This is a genomic window from Mycobacterium sp. E2327 (assembly GCF_001672675.1).
Taxonomy (GTDB): domain Bacteria; phylum Actinomycetota; class Actinomycetes; order Mycobacteriales; family Mycobacteriaceae; genus Mycobacterium.
On the sequence record NZ_LZKE01000183.1, the window covers coordinates 1 to 18,650 of the forward strand.

General features: G+C 68.1%; 17 protein-coding genes and 1 pseudogene. 7 read left to right on the forward strand and 11 right to left on the reverse strand.

Annotation, left to right across the window (positions count from 1 at the left end; all coding sequences use genetic code 11):
- The first annotated feature begins 3 nt into the window (after window positions 1–3).
- Complete coding sequence (locus A5712_RS30420) at window positions 4–228, forward strand: SDR family NAD(P)-dependent oxidoreductase (protein WP_369830419.1); 225 nt, start codon at window positions 4–6, stop codon at window positions 226–228.
- Here A5712_RS30420 and A5712_RS21455 read toward each other — a convergent pair.
- A pseudogene (locus A5712_RS21455) lies at window positions 194–809 on the reverse strand (short chain dehydrogenase); the annotation flags it as partial. The gene A5712_RS30420 and the pseudogene A5712_RS21455 sit on opposite strands and share 35 nt — an antisense overlap.
- Before the next feature lie 148 nt (window positions 810–957).
- Here A5712_RS21455 and A5712_RS21460 point away from each other — a divergent pair.
- Window positions 958–2,271: an acetyl-CoA C-acetyltransferase gene (locus tag A5712_RS21460; RefSeq protein ID WP_068109418.1), complete on the forward strand. Its 1,314-nt coding sequence runs from the start codon at window positions 958–960 to the stop codon at window positions 2,269–2,271.
- Window positions 2,272–2,572: 301 nt separating this feature from the next.
- Here A5712_RS21460 and A5712_RS21465 read toward each other — a convergent pair whose 3' ends face one another.
- Window positions 2,573–4,408: an acyl-CoA dehydrogenase gene (locus A5712_RS21465; protein ID WP_068109420.1), complete on the reverse strand. Its 1,836-nt coding sequence runs from the start codon at window positions 4,406–4,408 to the stop codon at window positions 2,573–2,575.
- A gap of 190 nt (window positions 4,409–4,598) precedes the next feature.
- Between A5712_RS21465 and A5712_RS21470 the strand changes: the two genes are divergently transcribed.
- Together A5712_RS21470 and A5712_RS21475 are read left to right on the forward strand one after the other, a co-directional pair.
- A complete protein-coding gene (locus A5712_RS21470) occupies window positions 4,599–5,642 on the forward strand; it encodes an isopenicillin N synthase family oxygenase (protein ID WP_068109424.1) in 1,044 nt (347 codons plus the stop codon).
- 5 nt (window positions 5,643–5,647) lie between these two features.
- Window positions 5,648–6,136 (forward strand): flavin reductase family protein, encoded by a 489-nt coding sequence (locus tag A5712_RS21475; protein ID WP_068109485.1) that lies wholly within the window; start codon window positions 5,648–5,650, stop codon window positions 6,134–6,136.
- 69 nt (window positions 6,137–6,205) lie between these two features.
- Here A5712_RS21475 and A5712_RS21480 read toward each other — a convergent pair whose 3' ends face one another.
- The 4 genes from A5712_RS21480 to A5712_RS21495 all read right to left on the reverse strand — a co-directional run bounded on the left by A5712_RS21480 (window position 6,206) and on the right by A5712_RS21495 (window position 10,126).
- Window positions 6,206–6,955 (reverse strand): succinate dehydrogenase/fumarate reductase iron-sulfur subunit, encoded by a 750-nt coding sequence (locus tag A5712_RS21480; protein ID WP_068109427.1) that lies wholly within the window; start codon window positions 6,953–6,955, stop codon window positions 6,206–6,208.
- A complete protein-coding gene (locus tag A5712_RS21485; RefSeq protein WP_068109430.1) occupies window positions 6,955–8,871 on the reverse strand; it encodes a fumarate reductase/succinate dehydrogenase flavoprotein subunit in 1,917 nt (638 codons plus the stop codon). The genes A5712_RS21480 and A5712_RS21485 overlap by 1 nt, the downstream gene beginning before the upstream one ends.
- Window positions 8,872–8,912: 41 nt before the next feature.
- Window positions 8,913–9,740 (reverse strand): hypothetical protein, encoded by an 828-nt coding sequence (locus A5712_RS21490; protein ID WP_068109433.1) that lies wholly within the window; start codon window positions 9,738–9,740, stop codon window positions 8,913–8,915.
- An 89-nt stretch (window positions 9,741–9,829) separates the two neighbouring features.
- Entirely contained in the window at window positions 9,830–10,126 is a 297-nt protein-coding gene (locus A5712_RS21495; RefSeq protein ID WP_068109435.1) for a hypothetical protein, read from the reverse strand.
- A gap of 94 nt (window positions 10,127–10,220) precedes the next feature.
- On the opposite strand from A5712_RS21495, the gene A5712_RS21500 reads away from it, so the two are divergent.
- On the forward strand, window positions 10,221–10,979 hold the full coding sequence (locus A5712_RS21500; RefSeq protein ID WP_068109488.1) for an isocitrate lyase/phosphoenolpyruvate mutase family protein: 759 nt from the start codon (window positions 10,221–10,223) through the stop codon (window positions 10,977–10,979).
- Window positions 10,980–11,045: 66 nt separating this feature from the next.
- On the opposite strand, the gene A5712_RS21505 is transcribed toward A5712_RS21500, so the two are convergent.
- On the reverse strand, window positions 11,046–11,495 hold the full coding sequence (locus tag A5712_RS21505) for an Hsp20/alpha crystallin family protein (RefSeq protein ID WP_068109491.1): 450 nt from the start codon (window positions 11,493–11,495) through the stop codon (window positions 11,046–11,048).
- 214 nt (window positions 11,496–11,709) lie between these two features.
- Between A5712_RS21505 and nirB the strand changes: the two genes are divergently transcribed.
- Entirely contained in the window at window positions 11,710–14,274 is a 2,565-nt protein-coding gene (nirB, locus tag A5712_RS21510; protein ID WP_082973577.1) for a nitrite reductase large subunit NirB, read from the forward strand.
- Window positions 14,275–14,287: 13 nt separating this feature from the next.
- Entirely contained in the window at window positions 14,288–14,653 is a 366-nt protein-coding gene (nirD, locus tag A5712_RS21515; RefSeq protein ID WP_068109441.1) for a nitrite reductase small subunit NirD, read from the forward strand.
- Here the strand turns inward: nirD and A5712_RS21520 are convergent.
- From A5712_RS21520 to A5712_RS21535, 4 genes are all read right to left on the reverse strand, one after another.
- Complete coding sequence (locus A5712_RS21520) at window positions 14,650–15,099, reverse strand: hypothetical protein (protein WP_067158260.1); 450 nt, start codon at window positions 15,097–15,099, stop codon at window positions 14,650–14,652. The two genes, nirD and A5712_RS21520, sit on opposite strands and share 4 nt — an antisense overlap.
- Window positions 15,100–15,130: 31 nt before the next feature.
- Entirely contained in the window at window positions 15,131–15,859 is a 729-nt protein-coding gene (locus tag A5712_RS21525) for a sirohydrochlorin chelatase (protein ID WP_068109443.1), read from the reverse strand.
- Window positions 15,850–17,001, reverse strand: coding sequence for a uroporphyrinogen-III synthase (locus A5712_RS21530; protein ID WP_068109447.1), 1,152 nt, complete (start codon window positions 16,999–17,001; stop codon window positions 15,850–15,852). Before A5712_RS21530 ends, A5712_RS21525 begins: the two co-directional genes overlap by 10 nt.
- 77 nt (window positions 17,002–17,078) lie before the next feature.
- Window positions 17,079–18,458, reverse strand: coding sequence for a NarK/NasA family nitrate transporter (locus tag A5712_RS21535; RefSeq protein ID WP_068109450.1), 1,380 nt, complete (start codon window positions 18,456–18,458; stop codon window positions 17,079–17,081).
- Window positions 18,459–18,650 lie beyond the last annotated feature (192 nt).

The window sequence follows — 18,650 nt, forward strand, 5'->3', positions numbered from 1 at the left end:
ACGATGCGATTCCTCCTGTCCGGCAAGTCCGCCTACGTCGACGGCCAGGTCTTCTACGTCGGCGAGGCCGACTCCACCCCGCCGGCCGACTGGGAACGGCCGCTGGACGGCAAGGTCGCGATCGTGACCGGCGCCGCCCGCGGCATCGGCGCCTGCATCGCCGAGGTGTTCGCCCGCGACGGCGCCCGCGTCGTCGCGATCGACGTGGAGTCGGCCTCGCCGACGTAGAAGACCTGGCCGTCGACGTAGGCGGACTTGCCGGACAGGAGGAATCGCATCGTGGATTCCAGGCCGGTCGCGGCGGGTTTCGCCTGCGGCGACACATACACCAGCTGCGCGGTCGACCCGTTGCGCAGCTCCTTGCCGAGCGAGCGGGTGAAGCCCTCGAGGGCGCGCTGCGCGATGCGCTCGTCGGTGCTGCCGGCGGCGTCGGGTGTGGTGCCGACGACCACGACGCGCGCGTTGTGGCCCAGGTTGCGCAGCACCGGGGTGAAGAACTCGTAGAGGCCCTTGAGCCCGGCCGGCGTCGTGATGCCGGTGGCGTCGAACACCAGCCCGCCGAACTTGTCGGCCCAGCGGCCGCCCAGGTTGGCGCCCACCACGTCGTAGTCGGAATCCAGGGCGGCGCGCAGCGGCTCGACCACCCGGCCCTCACCGCCGATCAGCAGCGACCCCGGCAGCGGCGGTTCGCCGGGCTGGTACCGGCGCAGCGTCTCCGGCTGCGGAATGCCGAGTTGCTTTGCCAGAAACGATCCGGGGCCGGAGTTGACCACCTGCGAGAACAGATCGGACGAGCCTTTTGGAGCCACTGAGCTGCCTTCCATGTGTTCGGGCGTGTCGTGCCCGTTAACCACCAACGGTATCGAGACGAACTTACTTCAGAGTAAGAACAGTGGGTACTATGGCGAACAACGGCCGGTTCAAAAGTGATGTACCCGGAGATGCACGGAGAGAAAAGTGGCCCAAGCGAGTTCTAACACCAGGCGACCAGTCGCGGTACTGGGCGGCAATCGCATCCCGTTCGCGCGATCGGACGGCGCATACGCCGAGGCGTCCAACCAGGACATGTTCACCGCGGCCCTGGACGGGCTGGTGGACCGGTTCGGGCTGGCCGGCGAGCGGCTGGGCGTCGTCGTCGGCGGCGCCGTGCTCAAGCACAGCCGCGACTTCAACCTGACCCGCGAATGCGTGCTGGGCTCCGAGCTGTCGTCGTACACGCCCGCGTTCGACGTCCAGCAGGCGTGCGGGACGGGGCTGCAGGCCGCGATCGCCGCGGCCGACGGCGTCGCCTCCGGTCGCTATGAGGTGGCCGCGGCCGGTGGGGTGGACACCACCTCCGACCCGCCGATCGGCCTGGGCGACAACCTGCGCCGCCAGCTGCTCAAGCTGCGCAGGTCCAAGTCGAACCTGCAACGGCTCAAGCTGGTGGGCACGCTGCCCGCCACCCTGGGGATCGAGATCCCGGCCAACAGCGAGCCGCGCACCGGCTTGTCGATGGGCGAGCACGCCGCCATCACCACCAAGCAGATGGGCATCAAGCGCGTCGACCAGGACGCGCTGGCCGTGGCCAGCCACCGCAACATGGCCGCCGCCTACGACCGGGGCTTCTTCGACGACCTCGTCACCCCGTTCCTCGGGCTCTACCGCGACGACAACCTGCGGGCCAACGCCAGCACCGAAAAGCTCGCGACGCTGCGTCCCGTCTTCGGGGTGAAGAACGGCGACGCGACGATGACGGCCGGCAACTCCACCCCCCTGACGGACGGCGCGTCGGTCGCGCTGCTGGCCAGCGAGGACTGGGCGGCCGCGCACTCGCTGACGCCGCTGGCCTACCTGGTGGACGCCGAGACCGCCGCCGTGGACTACGTCAACGGGCGCGACGGGCTGCTGATGGCGCCGACGTACGCGGTGCCCCGCCTGCTGGCCAGAAACGGGCTCAGCCTGCAGGACTTCGATTTCTACGAGATCCACGAGGCGTTCGCGTCGGTGGTGCTCGCGCACCTGCAGGCGTGGGAATCCGAGGAGTACTGCAAGGAGCGGCTGGGGCTCGACGCCGCGCTCGGGTCGATCGACCGGTCCAAGCTCAACGTCAACGGGTCGTCGTTGGCCGCCGGCCATCCCTTCGCGGCCACCGGCGGTCGGATCCTGGCGCAGGCCGCCAAGCAGCTGGCCGAGAAGAAAGCCGAGCAGAAGGGCGGCGGCACCCTTCGGGCGCTGATCTCCATCTGCGCGGCCGGCGGCCAGGGCGTCGCGGCGATCCTGGAGGCCTGACCGGCCGCCTCGACCATCGGGCGCGAATGAATTCGGTCACACTCGGTTACGAACCCGGGCACGCGGGTATTCGACCGTCCGGATAGCCCCGTGTTGTGGTCTGACCCCCCGACCCCGACGGCAATACGGGGCGTCCCCTAAATCGACCGCCGGTCAGCGACGGGGGGCGAAAAGGGCCGCCGCTGGAGTGAGGGGATCCAGCGGCGGTCTTTTTTGCTCGCTCGGGCCACAGACACAAGGTCCCCCGCTTCAACGTGGAAGCGGGGGACCTTGGTAATTCAGCTGGGCGGACCCAGACGGCCTAGAACGCCGCCTCGTCGAGCTCCATGATGTCGTTGTCCAGCGTCTCGATGACCTCGCGGGTGCTGGCCAGCAGGGGCAGGAAGTTCTTCGCGAAGAACGATGCCACCGCGATCTTGCCCTCGTAGAAGGACCGCTCGGCGCCGCTGGCGCCGGCGTCCAGCGCCGCCACCGCGACCGCGGCCTGACGCTGCAGCAACCAGCCGATGACGAGGTCGCCGACGCTCATCAGGAAGCGCACCGAGCCCAGGCCCACCTTGTAGAGGCTGGTGACGTCCTCCTGCGCGGCCATCAGGTAGCCGGTCAGGGTGGCCGCCATGGCCTGCACGTCGGTCAGCGCCTTGCCGAGCAGCTCGCGCTCGGTCTTGAGCCGGCCGTTGCCGGACTCGCTGTCGACGAACTTCTGGATCTCCCCGGACACGTGGGCCAACGCCACACCCTTGTCGCGGACGATCTTGCGGAAGAAGAAGTCCTGCGCCTGGATGGCCGTGGTGCCCTCGTAGAGCGAGTCGATCTTGGCGTCACGGATGTACTGCTCGATCGGGTAGTCCTGCAGGAAGCCGGACCCACCGAAGGTCTGCAGGCTCTCGGTGAGCTTGGCGTACGCCTGCTCGGAGCCCACGCCCTTGACCACCGGCAGCATCAGGTCGTTGACCTTCACCGCCAGCTCGGCGTCCACACCGTGCAGCGCCTCGGCGACCGCCGCGTCCTGGTAGGTCGCGGTGAACAGGTACAGCGCGCGCAGACCCTCGGCGTAGGCCTTCTGGGTCATCAGCGAGCGGCGCACGTCCGGGTGGTGCGTGATCGTCACCCGCGGCGCGGTCTTGTCGGTCATCTGGGTCATGTCGGCGCCCTGCACGCGGGACTTGGCGTACTCGAGCGCGTTCAGGTAGCCGGTCGACAGGGTGGCGATCGCCTTGGTGCCGACCATCATGCGGGCCTGCTCGATGACCTCGAACATCTGCGCGATGCCGTTGTGCACCTCGCCGACCAGCCAGCCCTTGGCGGGCACGCCGTGCTGGCCGAGCGAGAGCTCGCAGGTCGCGGAGACCTTGAGGCCCATCTTGTGCTCGACGTTGGTGACGAACACGCCGTTGCGCTCGCCCAGCTCGCCGGTCTCGAAGTCGAACAGGAACTTGGGCACGAAGAACAGCGACAGCCCCTTGGTGCCCGGGCCGGCGCCCTCGGGGCGGGCCAGCACCAGGTGGAAGATGTTCTCGAACAGGTCGCCGGAATCACCCGAGGTGATGAAGCGCTTCACACCGTCGATGTGCCAGGACCCGTCCTCCTGCTGGACCGCCTTGGTGCGCCCGGCGCCCACGTCCGAACCGGCGTCCGGCTCGGTCAGCACCATGGTCGAACCCCAGCCGCGCTCGGCTGCCGTCACGGCCCACTTCTTCTGCTCCTCGGTGCCGAGGTGGTAGAGGATGTTGGCGAACCCGGCGCCGCCGCCGTACATCCACACGGCGGGGTTGGCGCCCAGGATGTGCTCGTGCAGCGCCCACAGGAGCGCCTTGGGCATCGGCATGCCGCCGAGCGCCTCGTCGATGCCGGCCTTGTCCCAACCGGCCTCGGTGACGGCGCGGACGGACTCCTTGAAGGATTCCGGCAGGGTCACCGAGTGGGTCTCGGGGTCGAAGACCGGCGGGTTGCGGTCGCCCTCGACGAACGACTCCGCGACCGGTCCCTCGGCCAGACGGCTGATTTCGGACAGCATTTCCTGGGCGGTGTCGACGTCGAGGTCGCTGTACTCGCCTTGGCCTAAGGCCTTGTCAACGCCGAAGACTTCGAACAGGTTGAATACCTGGTCACGGACGTTGCTCTTGTAGTGGCTCACTACGTTCCTCCTCGTTGAGAATGCCACTTGTGGTTGGGTACTAGGTCTAAGTTACCCACCAGTAACTGCCCTAAAATATAACCGTTATTGTCGCCGAAGCAAGCGAGTGTGAGCTAGATTCCACCGTCTAACTAACCAACCGGTTGGGAAGTCCGCCTTTACGCGCCCGACCTGCGGAGATGATGTGGCCATGACGGACGTGAGGCGCGTCACAGCGTTGCCCGTGGTGGACCTTCGGGCCGCCCCCGAAGCCCTGCGGAAGGGGCTGCGCCAGGCCGCCCACGAGGTCGGATTCTTCTACCTGATCGGCCACGAGGTGCCCGGCGAACTCGCCACCCGACTGCTCGCCGCGGCGCGCCGGTTGTTCGCGCTGCCGGAAGCCGACAAGGACGCGATCGCCATGGTGCGCAGCCCGCATTTCCGCGGCTACACCCGGCTGGGCGGCGAGCTCACCGGAGGCCGGGTGGACTGGCGCGAGCAGATCGACCTCGGCCCGGAACGCCCCCCGATCGGCGGCCCCGGCAAGCCGGACTACCTGTGGCTGCAGGGCCCGAACCAGTGGCCCGAGGCCGTGCCCGAGTTGCCCGGCATCGTCGGCGAGTGGGACGCGGCGCTTTCCGCGGTGGCCCGGACCTTGCTGCGGCACTGGGCGGCGTCGCTGGGCAGCGCGCCGAACGCGTTCGACGCCGCGTTCGCCGACGCGCCGGCCACGCTGATCAAGATCATCCGCTACCCCGCCCGCGCGGCCAGCCCCCAGGGCGTGGGCGCGCACCGCGACGCCGGGGTGCTCACGCTGCTGCTGGCGGAGCCGGGCAGCCGCGGCCTGCAGGTGCGCCCCGCCCGGGGCGGCGACTGGGTCGACGTGCCGCCGGTGCAGGGCGCGTTCATCGTCAACATCGGCGAGTTGCTCGAGGTGGCGACGGGCGGTTACCTGCGGGCCACCGAGCACCGGGTGCACCTGGGCGACCCTGCCGAGGAGCGCATTTCGGTGCCGTACTTCTTCAACCCGCGACTGGACGCGCAGATCCCGGTGCTAGAGCTGCCCGAGGAATTGAGCGCACTCGCCGCCCGCGCCGCCAAAAGGGACGATCCGTCGGACCCAATCTTCTCGGTCTACGGCCGCAACGCATGGAAGAGCAGACTGCGGGCGCACCCGGATGTGGCTTCAGCCCATGGATATTCGGCAGGTAGGGTCGGGGGCGAGAATTCCGTTCTCGGCGCAAGGGGCGAATGACCGCGGTGAACTCGAACAAGAACCTGACACCGTCCACACTTCGTGAGGCCTTCGGCCACTTTCCGTCCGGCGTGGTGGCCATCGCCGCCGAAGTCGAGGGGATCCGTGAAGGTTTGGCCGCCAGCACCTTCGTCCCCGTCTCGCTCGAGCCGCCGCTGGTGTCGTTCTGTGTGCAGAACACCTCGACGACATGGCCCAAGCTCAAGGGCGCTCCGATGCTTGGCATCAGCGTGCTCGGCGAGGTCCATGACGAGGCCGCCCGCACGCTGGCGGCCAAGACCGGCGACCGGTTCGCCGGCCTGGAGACCGTGTCGCGTACCAGCGGCGCCGTCTTCATCAAGGGCACCGGCCTGTGGCTGGAGAGCGCGATCGAGCAGCTGATCCCGGCGGGGGACCACACCATCGTGGTGCTGCGGGTCAACGAGGTGACGGTCGACGCCGACGTGGCGCCCATCGTGTTCCACCGCAGCACTTTCCGCCGGCTCGGCGCCTAGGCCATCGAGACTGCGGCCAGCGCGGGTGATGTAACGAATTCGGCGCTCTGAGCGCAGACTCGGCAAACTCTAGCCGCGGCGGAACAGCTTGTTACCCAACCACACGACCGGGTCGTACTTGCGGTCGGCGACGCGCTCTTTCATCGGGATCAGGGCGTTGTCGGTGATCTTGATGTTCTCCGGGCACACCTCGGTGCAGCACTTGGTGATGTTGCAGTAGCCGAGGCCGTGCTCTTCCTGCGCCTGGTTGCGCCGGTCGAGCGTGTCCAGGGGGTGCATCTCCAGCTCGGCGATGCGCATCAGGTAGCGCGGGCCGGCGAACGCCTTCTTGTTCTCCTCGTGGTCGCGGACCACGTGGCAGACGGTCTGGCACAGGAAGCACTCGATGCACTTGCGGAACTCCTGCGAGCGCTGCACGTCGACCTGCGCCATCCGGTACTCGCCCGGCTGCAGGTCCTTGGGCGGCGCGAAAGACGGTATCTCGCGGGCCTTTTCGTAGTTGAATGACACGTCGGTGACCAGGTCGCGGATCACCGGGAACGTGCGCAGTGGCGTGACGGTCACGACCTCGTCCTCGGCGAACGTGGACATCCGGGTCATGCACATCAACCGGGGGTAGCCGTTGATCTCCGCCGAGCAGGACCCGCACTTGCCGGCCTTGCAGTTCCACCGCACGGCGAGGTCGGGTGTCTGCGTCTGCTGCAGGCGATGGATGATGTCGAGCACCACCTCGCCCTCATTGACCTCGACCGTGAAGTCCTCCAGCGCGCCGCCGGCCTCGTCGCCGCGCCACACCCGCATGGTCGCGTTGTAGGTCATTAACCTCTCCGTCCTGGGTGGTCGGCCAGTTCGCCGTCGGTGTAATACTTCTCCAGCTCGGAGATCTCGAAGAGCTCCAGGAGATCGGGCCGCATCGGCACCTGATCCTCGCGCGTGATGCTGATGTCGGGGATCACCTCATCGCCGCCTGCCGCACGGCAAACCAGCAACACCTTGCGCCAGGACGAGTCCATCGACGGGTGGTCGTCGCGGGTGTGCCCGCCGCGGCTCTCGGTGCGCTCCAACGCGGCCTTGGCCACGCATTCGCTGACCAGCAGCATGTTGCGCAGGTCGATGGCCAGGTTCCAGCCGGGGTTGTACCGCCGCTGCCCCTCGACGTGGATGTTCTTGAACCGCTCGCGCAGTTTGGCGAGCCGGCCGAGCGCCTCGGAGATCTCCTCCGACTTGCGGATGATGCCCACCAGATCATTCATCGACTGCTGCAGCTCCAGCTGCAGGGTGTAGGGGTTCTCGGCCGCGGCGCCGTTCGTCGGTCCCTCGAAGGGGGCCAGCGCCCGCTTGGCCGCGGTCTCGACGGCGTCCTCGGCGACCGTCGGGCGGCTGCTCAGCGCCCGCACGTAGTCGGCGGCGCCCAGCCCGGCGCGCCGGCCGAACACCAGCAGGTCCGACAGCGAGTTGCCGCCCAACCGGTTGGAGCCGTGCATGCCGCCGGAGCACTCGCCGGCCGCGAACAGGCCCGGGACGGTCGCCGCGCCGGTGTCGGCGTCAACCTCCACACCGCCCATCACGTAGTGGCAGGTCGGCCCGACTTCCATTGGCTCCCTGGTGATGTCGACCCCGGCCAGCTCCTTGAACTGGTGGTACATCGACGGCAGCCGTCGCTTGATCTCGTCGGGCGTCAGCCGGGACGCGATGTCGAGGTACACCCCGCCGTGCGGGGTGCCCCGGCCGGCCTTCACCTCGGAGTTGATCGCGCGCGCGACCTCGTCGCGCGGCAGCAGGTCCGGGGTGCGACGGGCCGAGTCGTTGTCCTTGAGCCACTGGTCGGCCTCGTCCGCGGTTTCGGCGTACTGGCCCTTGAACACCGGCGGGATGTAGTCGAACATGAAGCGCTTGTCGTCGGAGTTCTTCAGCACCCCGCCGTCACCGCGCACACCCTCGGTGACCAGGATCCCCTTCACGCTCGGCGGCCACACCATGCCGGTCGGGTGGAACTGGACGAACTCCATGTTGATCAGCGACGCGCCCGCCCGCAGGGCCAGCGCGTGCCCGTCACCGGTGTACTCCCAGGAGTTGGAGGTGACCTTGAACGACTTGCCGATCCCGCCGGTGGCCAGCACCACCGCCGGCGCTTCGAACAGGACGAAGTTGCCGCTCTCGCGCCAGTAGCCGAACGCCCCGGCGATGGCGTCGCCGTCCTTGATCAGTTCGGTGATGGTGCACTCGGCGAACACCCGAATGCGCGCTTCGTAGTCGCCGAGTTCGGCGTAGTCCTCCTGCTGCAGCGAAACGATCTTCTGCTGCATGGTGCGGATCAGCTCCAGGCCGGTGCGGTCGCCGACGTGCGCCAGCCGCGGGTAGGTGTGCCCGCCGAAGTTGCGCTGGCTGATCTTGCCGTCCTTGAGGCGATCGAACAGCGCGCCGTAGGTTTCCAGCTCCCAGACGCGGTCCGGGGCCTCCTTGGCGTGCAGTTCGGCCATGCGCCAGTTGTTCAGGAACTTCCCGCCGCGCATCGTGTCGCCGAAGTGGGTCTTCCAGTTGTCTTTGGGGTTGGTGTTGCCCATGGATGCCGCGCACCCGCCCTCGGCCATCACCGTGTGGGCCTTGCCGAACAGGGACTTGCACACCACCGCGACCTTGAGACCCCGCTCACGTGCCTCGATGACCGCACGCAATCCCGCGCCGCCGGCGCCGATGACGACTACGTCGTAGGCATGCCGCTCGACCTCAACCATGAAACCTCGCTCAGTTTTCTCTGTGATCGTCAAATGGCTTGTCAGCCAACAAATCTCAGGTCCGGAATGGTGCCGCTGGCCACCAGCGCGACGTAGAAGTCGGTGAGCATCAGGGTGCCCAGCGTGATCCACGCGAACAGCTTGTGCCGGGTGTTGATGGCGCTGACCTTCGTCCAGATCCAGTACCGCACAGGGTTCTTGGAGAAGTGCTTGAGCCGCCCGCCGGTCACGTGCCGGCACGAATGGCAGGACAGCGTGTAGATCCACAGCATGATGACGTTGCCGAGCAGGATCAGGTTGCCCAGGCCGAAGCCGAATCCCCCGGGGCCGCTGTCGGAATGAAACGCGACGATCGCGTCGTAGCTGTTGATGACCGAGATGATGACGGCGATATAGAAAAAGTACCGGTGGGTGTTCTGGACGATCAGCGGGAACCTGGTCTCGCCGCTGTAGTGCACGCGGGGCTCGGCCACCGCGCAGGCGCTGGGCGACTGCCACACCGTGCGGTAGTAGGCGCCCCGGTAGTAGTAACAGGTCAGCCGGAACAGCAACAGGAACGGCAGCGACAGCGCCGCGTAGGGCAGCCACCAGACGTCGGGCAGGAACTGCGGCCAGATGTCGCCGGCCTCACCGCAAGCCTTGCTGACGCACGGCGAGTAGAACGGCGTCAGGTAGTGGTACCTCGGGACGAAGAAGTAATTCTGCTGGAACGCGCGTGCCGTCGCGTAGATGACGAAAGCCGCGAAGCCCAGGTCGATCCGCAACGGCGACATCCACCACCGGTCGGTGCGTAGGGTCCGCTGCGGGATGCGGGCGCGTGTGGGTGAAAAGACACCGGACGCAGGACGGTTCGCCGTGGGTGCGCTCATCTAGTGTTCCTCTTCGAACGGGCTGTCTGTCGAAGGGTACACAGAGCAAACCCCCTGTTTCGCGGGGGGCTTGAAGTTGTCCGAGGTTGTCAGGACCTGTTGTGACCCCCGACACCCTCGTCGTCGACATCGCGCCAGAAATCGGTGTCGTATTGGGTGTCGGGAATGACGATCTTCTCGCCGGACTGCTGCACGGTGGCGCGGTCCAGGTCCAACTCGGAGACGTCCGTGTCGAGCAGTTCGACGTCGGACAGGATTCGATCGGCGTCCAGGACGATGCGGCGCATTGCCGGGCTGTCGCCGTACCGGGCCCGCAATGAGCCCACGCACCGCCGCAGGCCACCGATGAGGTCGTGCAGTTCGGCGAGTTCGGTCGTGGTGCTCAACGCATCTCCTACGTACTTTTCGGGGGCCAGACGGTGTTGCGGATCACAGTACGCCCTCGATAGTAGCGACCGTCGCGGCCTAATGTCGGACACCATGACAGGCGATACCACCGCCGAGCGCGCCACCGCGCTGCTCGAACTGCACCGGCCGGGCGACCCGGTGATCCTGCCGACGGTGTGGGACGCGTGGTCGGCCCGCCTGGCAGTCGATGCGGGATTCGCCGCGCTGACCGTGGGTAGTCACCCGCTCGCCGACTCCATCGGCAAGCCCGACAACGAGGGCATGGCGTTCGACGACGTGCTGACCCGGGTCGCCCAGATCACCGCCGCGGTCGACGTCCCGGTGTCGGTGGACGTCGAGTCGGGGTACGGACAGCCGCCAGCGCGCCTGATCGAAGGCCTGCTGGGCGTGGGCGCCGTCGGGCTGAACATCGAGGACACCGTGCACTCCGAGGGCAAGCGATTGCGCTCCGCCGGCGAGCACGCCGAACTGGTGGGGGCGCTGCGCTCGGCCGCCGACGCGGCGGGAGTGCACGTCGTGATCAACGCGCGCACCGACCTGTTCCTGCGGCGCGACGGTGACGACGCCGACCGCGTCGAACGGGCGGTGGCGCGGCTCACCGAGGCCGCCGCCGCGGGTGCCGACGTGCTGTACCCGGTGGGCCGCCACGACCCGGAAACGTTGCGGCGCTTGGCCACCGAGTTGCCGCTGCCGATCAACGCGATCGCGCTGCCCGACCAGGACGACCCGGCGTCTTTCGGCCCACTCGGCGTCGCCCGGGTCAGCTTCGGGCCGTTCCTGCAGGCCGCGCTGGCGGCCCGGGCCAAGGAGCTGCTGGCCCGCTGGAGCTGACGGCGAGAAGACGCAAAAGCCCCCGACACGCCTTGCGCGCGTGAGCTTTTGCGTCTGGTCGCGGAATTACTTGGTGATCGCGATGCGCTGCGGCTGGGTTCCCGCTGGGTCCTTATAGGCACCGGCGACCCGCACGGTCAGCACGCCGTCGTCGTACGAGGCGGTGATGGCCTCGCCGGTGACGTGCGTCGGCAGCTGGAACGACCGGCGGAAGGAGCCGTACCGGATCTCACGCAGGGTGCGGCCGTTCGCCTCCTCGGCGTGCTCGTCGCGGTGTTCGCCGTGAATGACCAGCCGGCCCTTGTCCACCTCGACGTTGACGTCCTTCTCGACGTCGACGCCCGGCAGCTCCAGGCGGACCACCGCGTCATCGCCATCCTTGACGATCTCGGCGGCCGGGGTGAAACCGCTGCTCACCGGCTTGAACCAGTCCGTCGCCGCGGCGGGGCCGAAGAAGTCGCGCAGCCAGCGGTCGGTGTCCCAGGCCGGTCGCGACCACAATGCGAGGTTGCTCATGGGGATCTCCTTATGCTTCATTGTGAGTTTGCTGTGACCGGCGCCTTGCCGGCCGGCTATTTCTACAAACATGAGTCGACCACGCTAAAGTTCCACTCGGGCGTTCGCCGCCAGCGAACAGCTTCACAGCCGTCGTTGTGAGGTGTGAGCACGCCGTCATGCGGGTGTCACATTGGGCGATTCCAAGTTAATTTCCCGCCCCTACCCTCATGGCATGGCCCAATCCGAAAACTGGTGCGCGGACAGTGCTGCGCGTCACGTCATTGTGGTCGGGCACGGTATGGTCGGCCACCGGCTGGTCGAGGCGCTCCGGGCCCGCGACACCGAAGGGCGTTGGAGCATCACGGTTTTGGCGGAGGAGGCCGACGCGGCCTATGACCGTGTCGGCTTGACCTCCTACACCGAGAGCTGGGACCGCCAAGTGCTGGCGCTGCCGGGCAACGACTACGCCGGCGACGACCGGGTCCGGCTGCTGCTGAACGCCCGTGTCACCGAAATCGACCGCGACACAAAGACCGTGGTGACCGCCGACGGTCACCGGCACGGCTACGACGCCCTGGTGCTGGCCACCGGGTCCTACGCCTTCGTCCCGCCGGTGCCCGGTCACGACCTGCCGCAGTGCCACGTCTACCGCACGCTCGACGACCTCGACGCCATCCGCGCCGGCGCCCAGCGGACGCTGCAGGCCGGCCACGCGACCGCGGGCGTTGTCATCGGCGGCGGACTGCTGGGGCTGGAGGCCGCTAATGCGCTGCGCCAGTTCGGGTTGCAGACGCACGTCGTCGAGATGATGCCGCGGTTGATGGCCCAGCAGATCGACGAGGCCGGCGGCGCGCTGCTGGCCCGCATGGTCACCGAACTCGGCATCGCCGTGCACGTGGGGACGGGCACGGAGTCGATCGAGGCCGTCGCGCATCCGGACGGCTCGACGTCGGCACGGGTGTGCCTGACCGATGGCGAGCTGATCGATGCCGGCGTGGTGATCTTCGCGGCCGGCATCCGGCCGCGCGACGAGCTGGCGGCGGCCGCCGGGCTGGAGCGTGCCGAGCGGGGCGGCGTGCTCACCGATTTGTCGTGCCGGACAAGCGATCCCGACATCTACGCCATCGGCGAGGTCGCGGCGATCGGCGGCCGGTGCTATGGCCTGGTCGGGCCCGGCTACACCTCCGCCGAAGTGGTGGCGGACCGGCTGCTGGGCGGCGCCGCGGAGTTCGGCGAAGCGGACATGTCGACGAAGCTCAAACTGCTCGGCGTCGACGTCGCGAGCTTCGGCGACGCGATGGGGGCGACCGAGAACTGCCTCGAGGTCGCCATCAACGACGCGGTCAACCGGACCTACGCCAAGCTGGTGCTCTCCGACGACGCCAAGACCTTGCTCGGCGGGGTCCTGGTGGGCGATGCCTCGACGTACGGGGTGCTGCGGCCGATGGTCGGCAGCGAGTTGCCGGGCGATCCGCTGGCGCTGATCGCGCCGGCCACCGCGGACGGCGCGCCGGGCCTGGGCGTTGGGGCGCTGCCGGATTCGGCGCAGATCTGCTCGTGCAACAACGTCACCAAGGGCGCCCTGAAGGGCGCGATCGCCGGCGGGTGCGCCGACGTGCCCGCGCTCAAGTCGTGCACGGCGGCGGGCACCTCGTGCGGGTCGTGCGTGCCGCTGCTGAAGCAGCTGCTGGAAGCCGAGGGCGTGGAACAGTCCAAGGCGCTGTGTGAGCACTTCAGCCAGTCGCGGGCGGAGCTTTTCGAGATCATCACCGCCACCGAAATCCGGACGTTCTCGGGCCTGCTGGAGCGCTTCGGCCGCGGAAAGGGTTGCGACATCTGCAAACCGGTGGTTGCCTCGATCCTGGCGTCCACCGGCTCGGAGCACATCCTGGAGGGCGAGCAGGCCTCGCTGCAGGATTCCAACGACCACTTCCTGGCCAACATTCAAAAGAACGGCAGCTACTCGGTGGTCCCCCGGGTCCCCGGCGGTGACATCAAGCCGGAGCACCTGATCCTGATCGGCCAGATCGCGCAGGACTTCGGCCTTTACACCAAGATCACCGGCGGGCAGCGAATCGACCTTTTCGGCGCCCGCGTGGATCAGCTGCCGCAGATCTGGAAGCGGCTGGTCGACGGCGGCATGGAGTCCGGGCACGCCTACGGCAAGGCCTTGCGCACGGTGAAGAGCTGCGTGGGCAGCGACTGGTGCCGCTACGGCCAGCAGGATTCGGTGCAGCTGGCCATCGACCTGGAGCTCCGCTACCGCGGGCTGCGCGCGCCGCACAAGATCAAGCTCGGCGTCTCCGGATGCGCGCGCGAGTGCGCCGAGGCGCGCAGCAAGGACGTGGGCGTCATCGCCACCGAGAAGGGGTGGAACCTCTACGTCGGCGGCAACGGCGGCATGACGCCCAAGCACGCTCAGCTGCTGGCCAGCGATTTGGACACCGAGACGCTGGTCCGCTACATCGACCGGTTCCTGATGTACTACATCCGGACGGCCGACCGGTTGCAGCGCACCGCGCCGTGGGTCGAATCGCTGGACGGCGGCCTGGATCACGTGCGCGAGGTCGTGTGCGACGACTCCCTTGGCCTGGCCGAGGAATTCGAGGCCGCAATGGAGCGGCATGTGCAGAACTACAAGTGCGAGTGGAAGGGCGTGCTGGAGGACCCGGACAAGCTGTCGCGGTTCGTTTCCTTCGTCAACGCCCCCGACGCCGTCGACTCGACGGTGACGTTCACCGAGCGCGCCGGGCGCAAAGTGCCTGTGCCCATTGGCATGCCGCGGGTTCGGTCGTAATCAAGGAGACGCGATGACACTTCTCAACGACGCTCAGGACATTCAGGTGTGGACCACCGCCTGCGCCTACGACAGCCTGATTCCCGGTCGTGGCGTCGGGGTCCTCCTCGACGATGGTTCGCAGGCGGCGTTGTTCCGGCTGGACGACGGCTCGGTGCACGCGGTCGGCAACGTCGACCCGTTCTCCGGCGCCGCCGTGCTGTCGCGCGGCATCGTCGGCGACCGCGGCGGCCGTGCCACCGTCCAATCACCCATCCTCAAGCAGGCTTTCGCGCTAGAGGACGGCTCCTGCCTGGATGATCCGCGGGTGTCTGTGCCGGTTTACCCGGCGCGCGTCACCCCCGACGGGCACATCCAGATCGGCCGGACCGCCGCCTAGCCGATATCGCCCACCAGGTAGCGCTGCATCGTCGGGCCGATCGCGTCGACGAGCGCCTCCACCGACATCGAGTGCAGCGGTTCGGAGCGCACCCCGTAGCGCATGATGCCGAGACCCACCAACTGAGAGGCGCACAGGGACGCCCGCACCGCGACCTTGTCGGCCCCGAGGATTTTCAGCAGCGGGCCGAAAACCGGTCCGATGAACATGCCCTGCACGATTTCGGCGGTCTTGGCCAGTCCGGTGGACGCGATCGCGCTGGCCGCAAACGGGCCGCCGCCGGCCGCGTCCCAGGTGGTGATCAGCATGTACAACGTCCGGCGGCCCACCTGGTTGACACCGCCGGTGACGATCCGGTCGATGAACTCCGGTGTGCCGAAGGGCAACCGCAGCATCTTTGCCACGGGGTCGAGCAGCCCACGCGATGGCTCTTCACGACGCGGCATGGTGCCAGGATCGTCGGTATGCGAGCAAAGATCAAGCGTGATTCGAAAGTGCGTGCGGCGCTTGGGTTCGCCGCCTCGGAAGTCCGGGCGCCGCGCGGCGGAAGCGGTTCGCGATCAGGCGCGCCAGGCCGGGATGGGTGCCCAGCGGTTGGGTGACCACGTCGGCGCCGCTGGCCCGCAGGCGCTGTTGGAACAGCCCGTCGGCCAGTAGGTAGGAGGCGACGACGACGCGAGTCGCGCCGTCGCGGCGGGCGGCGGCGACGGCGTCGGCCACGGACGGTTCACCGGTGGCCGCGAATCCGAGCCGCACCCGCGATCCCACCAGCGCGGACAACGTGGTCGCGGTCACGTGCAGGTCGGCTCGCGCCCTTTCGTCGGTGGTGCCGGCCGCCGCGAGGATCACCGAATCACCCAGGCGCCAACCCGATTCCGCGAGCTGGTCGGCGACTATCCGCGCGATATCCCCACTCGGGCCGAGCGCTGGCGTGACGGTCACGTTCGGGTGCCGGCTGGCCGCCACGTGGGCGGGAACGTCGGTGCGCACGTGATATCCGCGCGACAAGAAGGCCGGGACCACGACGGCTGGGCGGCCGGTGGCCGCGGCCCGCGACAGCACCTCGCCGGGCGTCGGGCCCAACACGTCGACGAACGCGACCTGCACCCGGCGGTCGAGCAGCGCGCTCACCTGCGCTGCGAGGTCTCCGATCATCGCGACGCCGCCCGGCCTGCGGGTGCCGTGCGCAGCCAGGATCAGCTCCATTCGGCGCCGCCCGGAGGGTCGATGGCGAGCCGGTAACCCCGCTTGACCACCGTTGCGATGATGTTCTTGTCGCCCAAGGCCGTTCGCAGCCGAAGCACGGCCGTGTCCACGGCGTGCGGATCGTTGCTGCTGCCGGGCAGCACCCGCAACAGCTCGGAACGCGCGACGACGTCGCCGGGCCGTTGGGCCAGCGCGCGCAGCACCGACATCCCCGACGGGGACAGCAGCTTGATGTCACCGTCCACCAGCACGCACGTTCCGCGGATGTCGATCGTGTGGCCGGCCACCTGCACGGTGGACGATCCCAGCAGCGGCAGCTCCTCGGCGATGTGGCGGGCCAAGGCGCCCAATCGCATTCGCGCGGGCGACGAAGTGGGGACGCCTTTGCGGATCAGCGGTTTGGACGTCACCGGGCCGACGCACATCGCGTGGACGTCGGTGCGCAGGGCCTCGAGCACCTGGTCCTCGACGGCCAGGTCGCGACTGCGTTCCAGCACCGCCGCCGCCGCGGGCGCCGAGGTGAAGGTGACCGCGTCGAACTGCCGTCGCGCGATCCCGGTCACCAGCAAATCGAAATCGCCGCCCAACGGTGTCGACTTCCACCGGTACACCCGGATGGGGACCACCTCCGCGCCCGCGAAACGCAGGCCGCCGATGAACTCGGGGAACGGGTCCCAGGCGTCGGCGGCGCCGTGCAGCTGGATGGCGATGCGCAGCCCGGACACGCCCGACTCGAGCAGATACTCGAGCACCTCTTGTGAGGATTCGGACTCAGGAGACCACTCCTCGTGCAGCCCGGCGGCGCGCACCGCGCCCGTGCCTTTGGGCCCCCGCGAAACGATCCGGGTTTTCGACAACGACGCGATCAGCTGGTTGGCCAGCCCCCATCCCTCGGCGGCGGCGAGCCAGCCCCGGAAGCCGATGCCGGTGTGCACCACCAGGATGTCGGGCGGTTGCGCGATCAAAGCCTCAGTGTGGCTTTGTAATTCGTCGTCTTCGGGGAGCGCGATCATGTTGATCGCGGGCGCGCTGCAGACCTCCGCGCCCTGCCTGCTCAGCAGTGCGCAGAGTTCCTCCGCGCGCCGGGACGATGTAACCGCGACCCGGTAGCCGGCCAGCGGCGTGGACCTCGGCTGAGCCATAAGACCTGTGTATGCCTGCGACGTTTCCGCTGCGTTACCACGTAATTGCTGCAGCATTGCCCTTGTTGCGACAGCCATCACACCCGCGCGTGATCTGCTGCGGGGACGGTTTCCGGGGCGCTGGGGCGGCGCACGTACAGGGCCCAGGTGAGGATCGCGGCGAGCACATAGGACGCCAAAAACGTCCAGTAGGCCGACGTTTCGGTGCCGCTGTTGAGGTAGGACTCGCGCAGCGCCAGGTTGATCCCCACGCCGCCCAGCGCGCCGACGGCCGAGCAAAATCCGATCAGCGATCCCGACATCGCCTTCGACCAGTGCCGCCGCTCGGCATCGGGAAGATCCAGGCCGCGGCTGCGCGCCTCGAAGATGGACGGGATCATCTTGAACACCGACCCGTTGCCCATCCCCGACAACACGAACAGCGCGACGAAGCCGATCACGTAGCCGATCATCGAGGTCGAGCCGCCGTCGCGGCCCTCGACGGTGCTGATGGCGACCAGCAGCCCGGCCCCGACGATCATGCCGCCCAGGACGCCCAGGGTGACGCGGCTGCCGCCCAGTCGGTCGGCGAGCCGGCCGCCGTAGATGCGCGCCAGCGAGCCGAATAGCGGCCCCACGAAGGCGATCTGCGCCGCGTGCAGCGACGCGTGCTTGGCGGTTTCGCCAGCCTCCTGGAAGTTGATCTGCAGCACCTGGCCGAACGCGAACGCGAACCCGATCCAGGAGCCGAAGGTGCAGATGTAGAGCAGCGAGATCACGTAGCTGTCGCGCTCGAACAGGACCGAACGGATGGTGTTGACCTCGACGCCGTGGTCGAGGTTGTCCATGAACAAAGCCGCGGCGACGCCGACGATCGCCAGCAAAACGAGGTACACCGCGCAGACCCAATACGGCGCTTCGTGGCCCGCGGTCGCGAGCACCAGCAGGCCGATCAGCTGGATGACGGCGACGCCGAGGTTGCCGACGCCGGCGTTGATCGCCAGCGCCGCGCCCTTGAGGCGCTGCGGGTAAAAGGCGTTGACGTTGGCCAGCGATGCTGCGTAGTTGCCGCCGCCCAGGCCGGTGAGCGCCGCGCACACCACATAGGTCCAAAGCGGCAGCCCGGGATGCGCCAACAGCACGACGGTGCCGACGGTGGGGATCAACAAGACGAACGCCGAGAAGGCCGTCCAGTTGCGCCCCCCGAAGGTGGCGATGCCCAACGTGTAGGGGATGCGTGCGCACCCGCCGACCAGGGTGGCGACCGCGCCGAGCAGCAGCTTGTCGCCGGCCGAGAGGCCGTAGACGGATGCGGGCATGAACAGTGTCATCACCGGCCAAAGCGTCCAGATCGAAAAGGCGACGTGGTCACCCGCAACGGTGCAAAGCAAGTTGCGACGGGCGATGTTCTTGTTGCCGGCCTCCCAGGCCGCCGCGTCCTCCGGATTCCAGTCCGTGATGCGGTGGTTGCGGCCCATGCGGTCTGCACCTTTCGTCCAACTCTTGCAAGGGGTTTGTCCCTGCGGCGACGCCTGTGTCGCCGGGATGTCGCGAACGCTCACACGGGCGAAATCGCCTGGGCGCGTTGGGGTGAGGAAAGAACAGGCTTGGCCCGCCGTGTATTTCGATGCTCACATTTAGTGCACGAGCCCGTCAACTCTATTCGACCA

What these genes read in the sequence shown, in the direction of transcription:
- A5712_RS21480 (WP_068109427.1), bottom strand. Translation starts at nt 6,955, where the DNA reads ATGACCTACAACGCGACCATGCGGGTGTGGCGCGGCGACGAGGCCGGC.
- A5712_RS21470 (WP_068109424.1), top strand. Translation starts at nt 4,599, where the DNA reads ATGACGGACGTGAGGCGCGTCACAGCGTTGCCCGTGGTGGACCTTCGG.
- A5712_RS21530 (WP_068109447.1), bottom strand. Translation starts at nt 17,001, where the DNA reads ATGGCTCAGCCGAGGTCCACGCCGCTGGCCGGCTACCGGGTCGCGGTT.
- A5712_RS21490 (WP_068109433.1), bottom strand. Translation starts at nt 9,740, where the DNA reads ATGAGCGCACCCACGGCGAACCGTCCTGCGTCCGGTGTCTTTTCACCC.
- nirD (WP_068109441.1), top strand. Translation starts at nt 14,288, where the DNA reads ATGACACTTCTCAACGACGCTCAGGACATTCAGGTGTGGACCACCGCC.
- A5712_RS21500 (WP_068109488.1), top strand. Translation starts at nt 10,221, where the DNA reads ATGACAGGCGATACCACCGCCGAGCGCGCCACCGCGCTGCTCGAACTG.
- A5712_RS21485 (WP_068109430.1), bottom strand. Translation starts at nt 8,871, where the DNA reads ATGGTTGAGGTCGAGCGGCATGCCTACGACGTAGTCGTCATCGGCGCC.
- A5712_RS21525 (WP_068109443.1), bottom strand. Translation starts at nt 15,859, where the DNA reads ATGGAGCTGATCCTGGCTGCGCACGGCACCCGCAGGCCGGGCGGCGTC.
- A5712_RS21520 (WP_067158260.1), bottom strand. Translation starts at nt 15,099, where the DNA reads ATGCCGCGTCGTGAAGAGCCATCGCGTGGGCTGCTCGACCCCGTGGCA.
- A5712_RS21505 (WP_068109491.1), bottom strand. Translation starts at nt 11,495, where the DNA reads ATGAGCAACCTCGCATTGTGGTCGCGACCGGCCTGGGACACCGACCGC.
- A5712_RS21535 (WP_068109450.1), bottom strand. Translation starts at nt 18,458, where the DNA reads ATGGGCCGCAACCACCGCATCACGGACTGGAATCCGGAGGACGCGGCG.
- A5712_RS30420 (WP_369830419.1), top strand. Translation starts at nt 4, where the DNA reads ATGCGATTCCTCCTGTCCGGCAAGTCCGCCTACGTCGACGGCCAGGTC.
- nirB (WP_082973577.1), top strand. Translation starts at nt 11,710, where the DNA reads ATGGCCCAATCCGAAAACTGGTGCGCGGACAGTGCTGCGCGTCACGTC.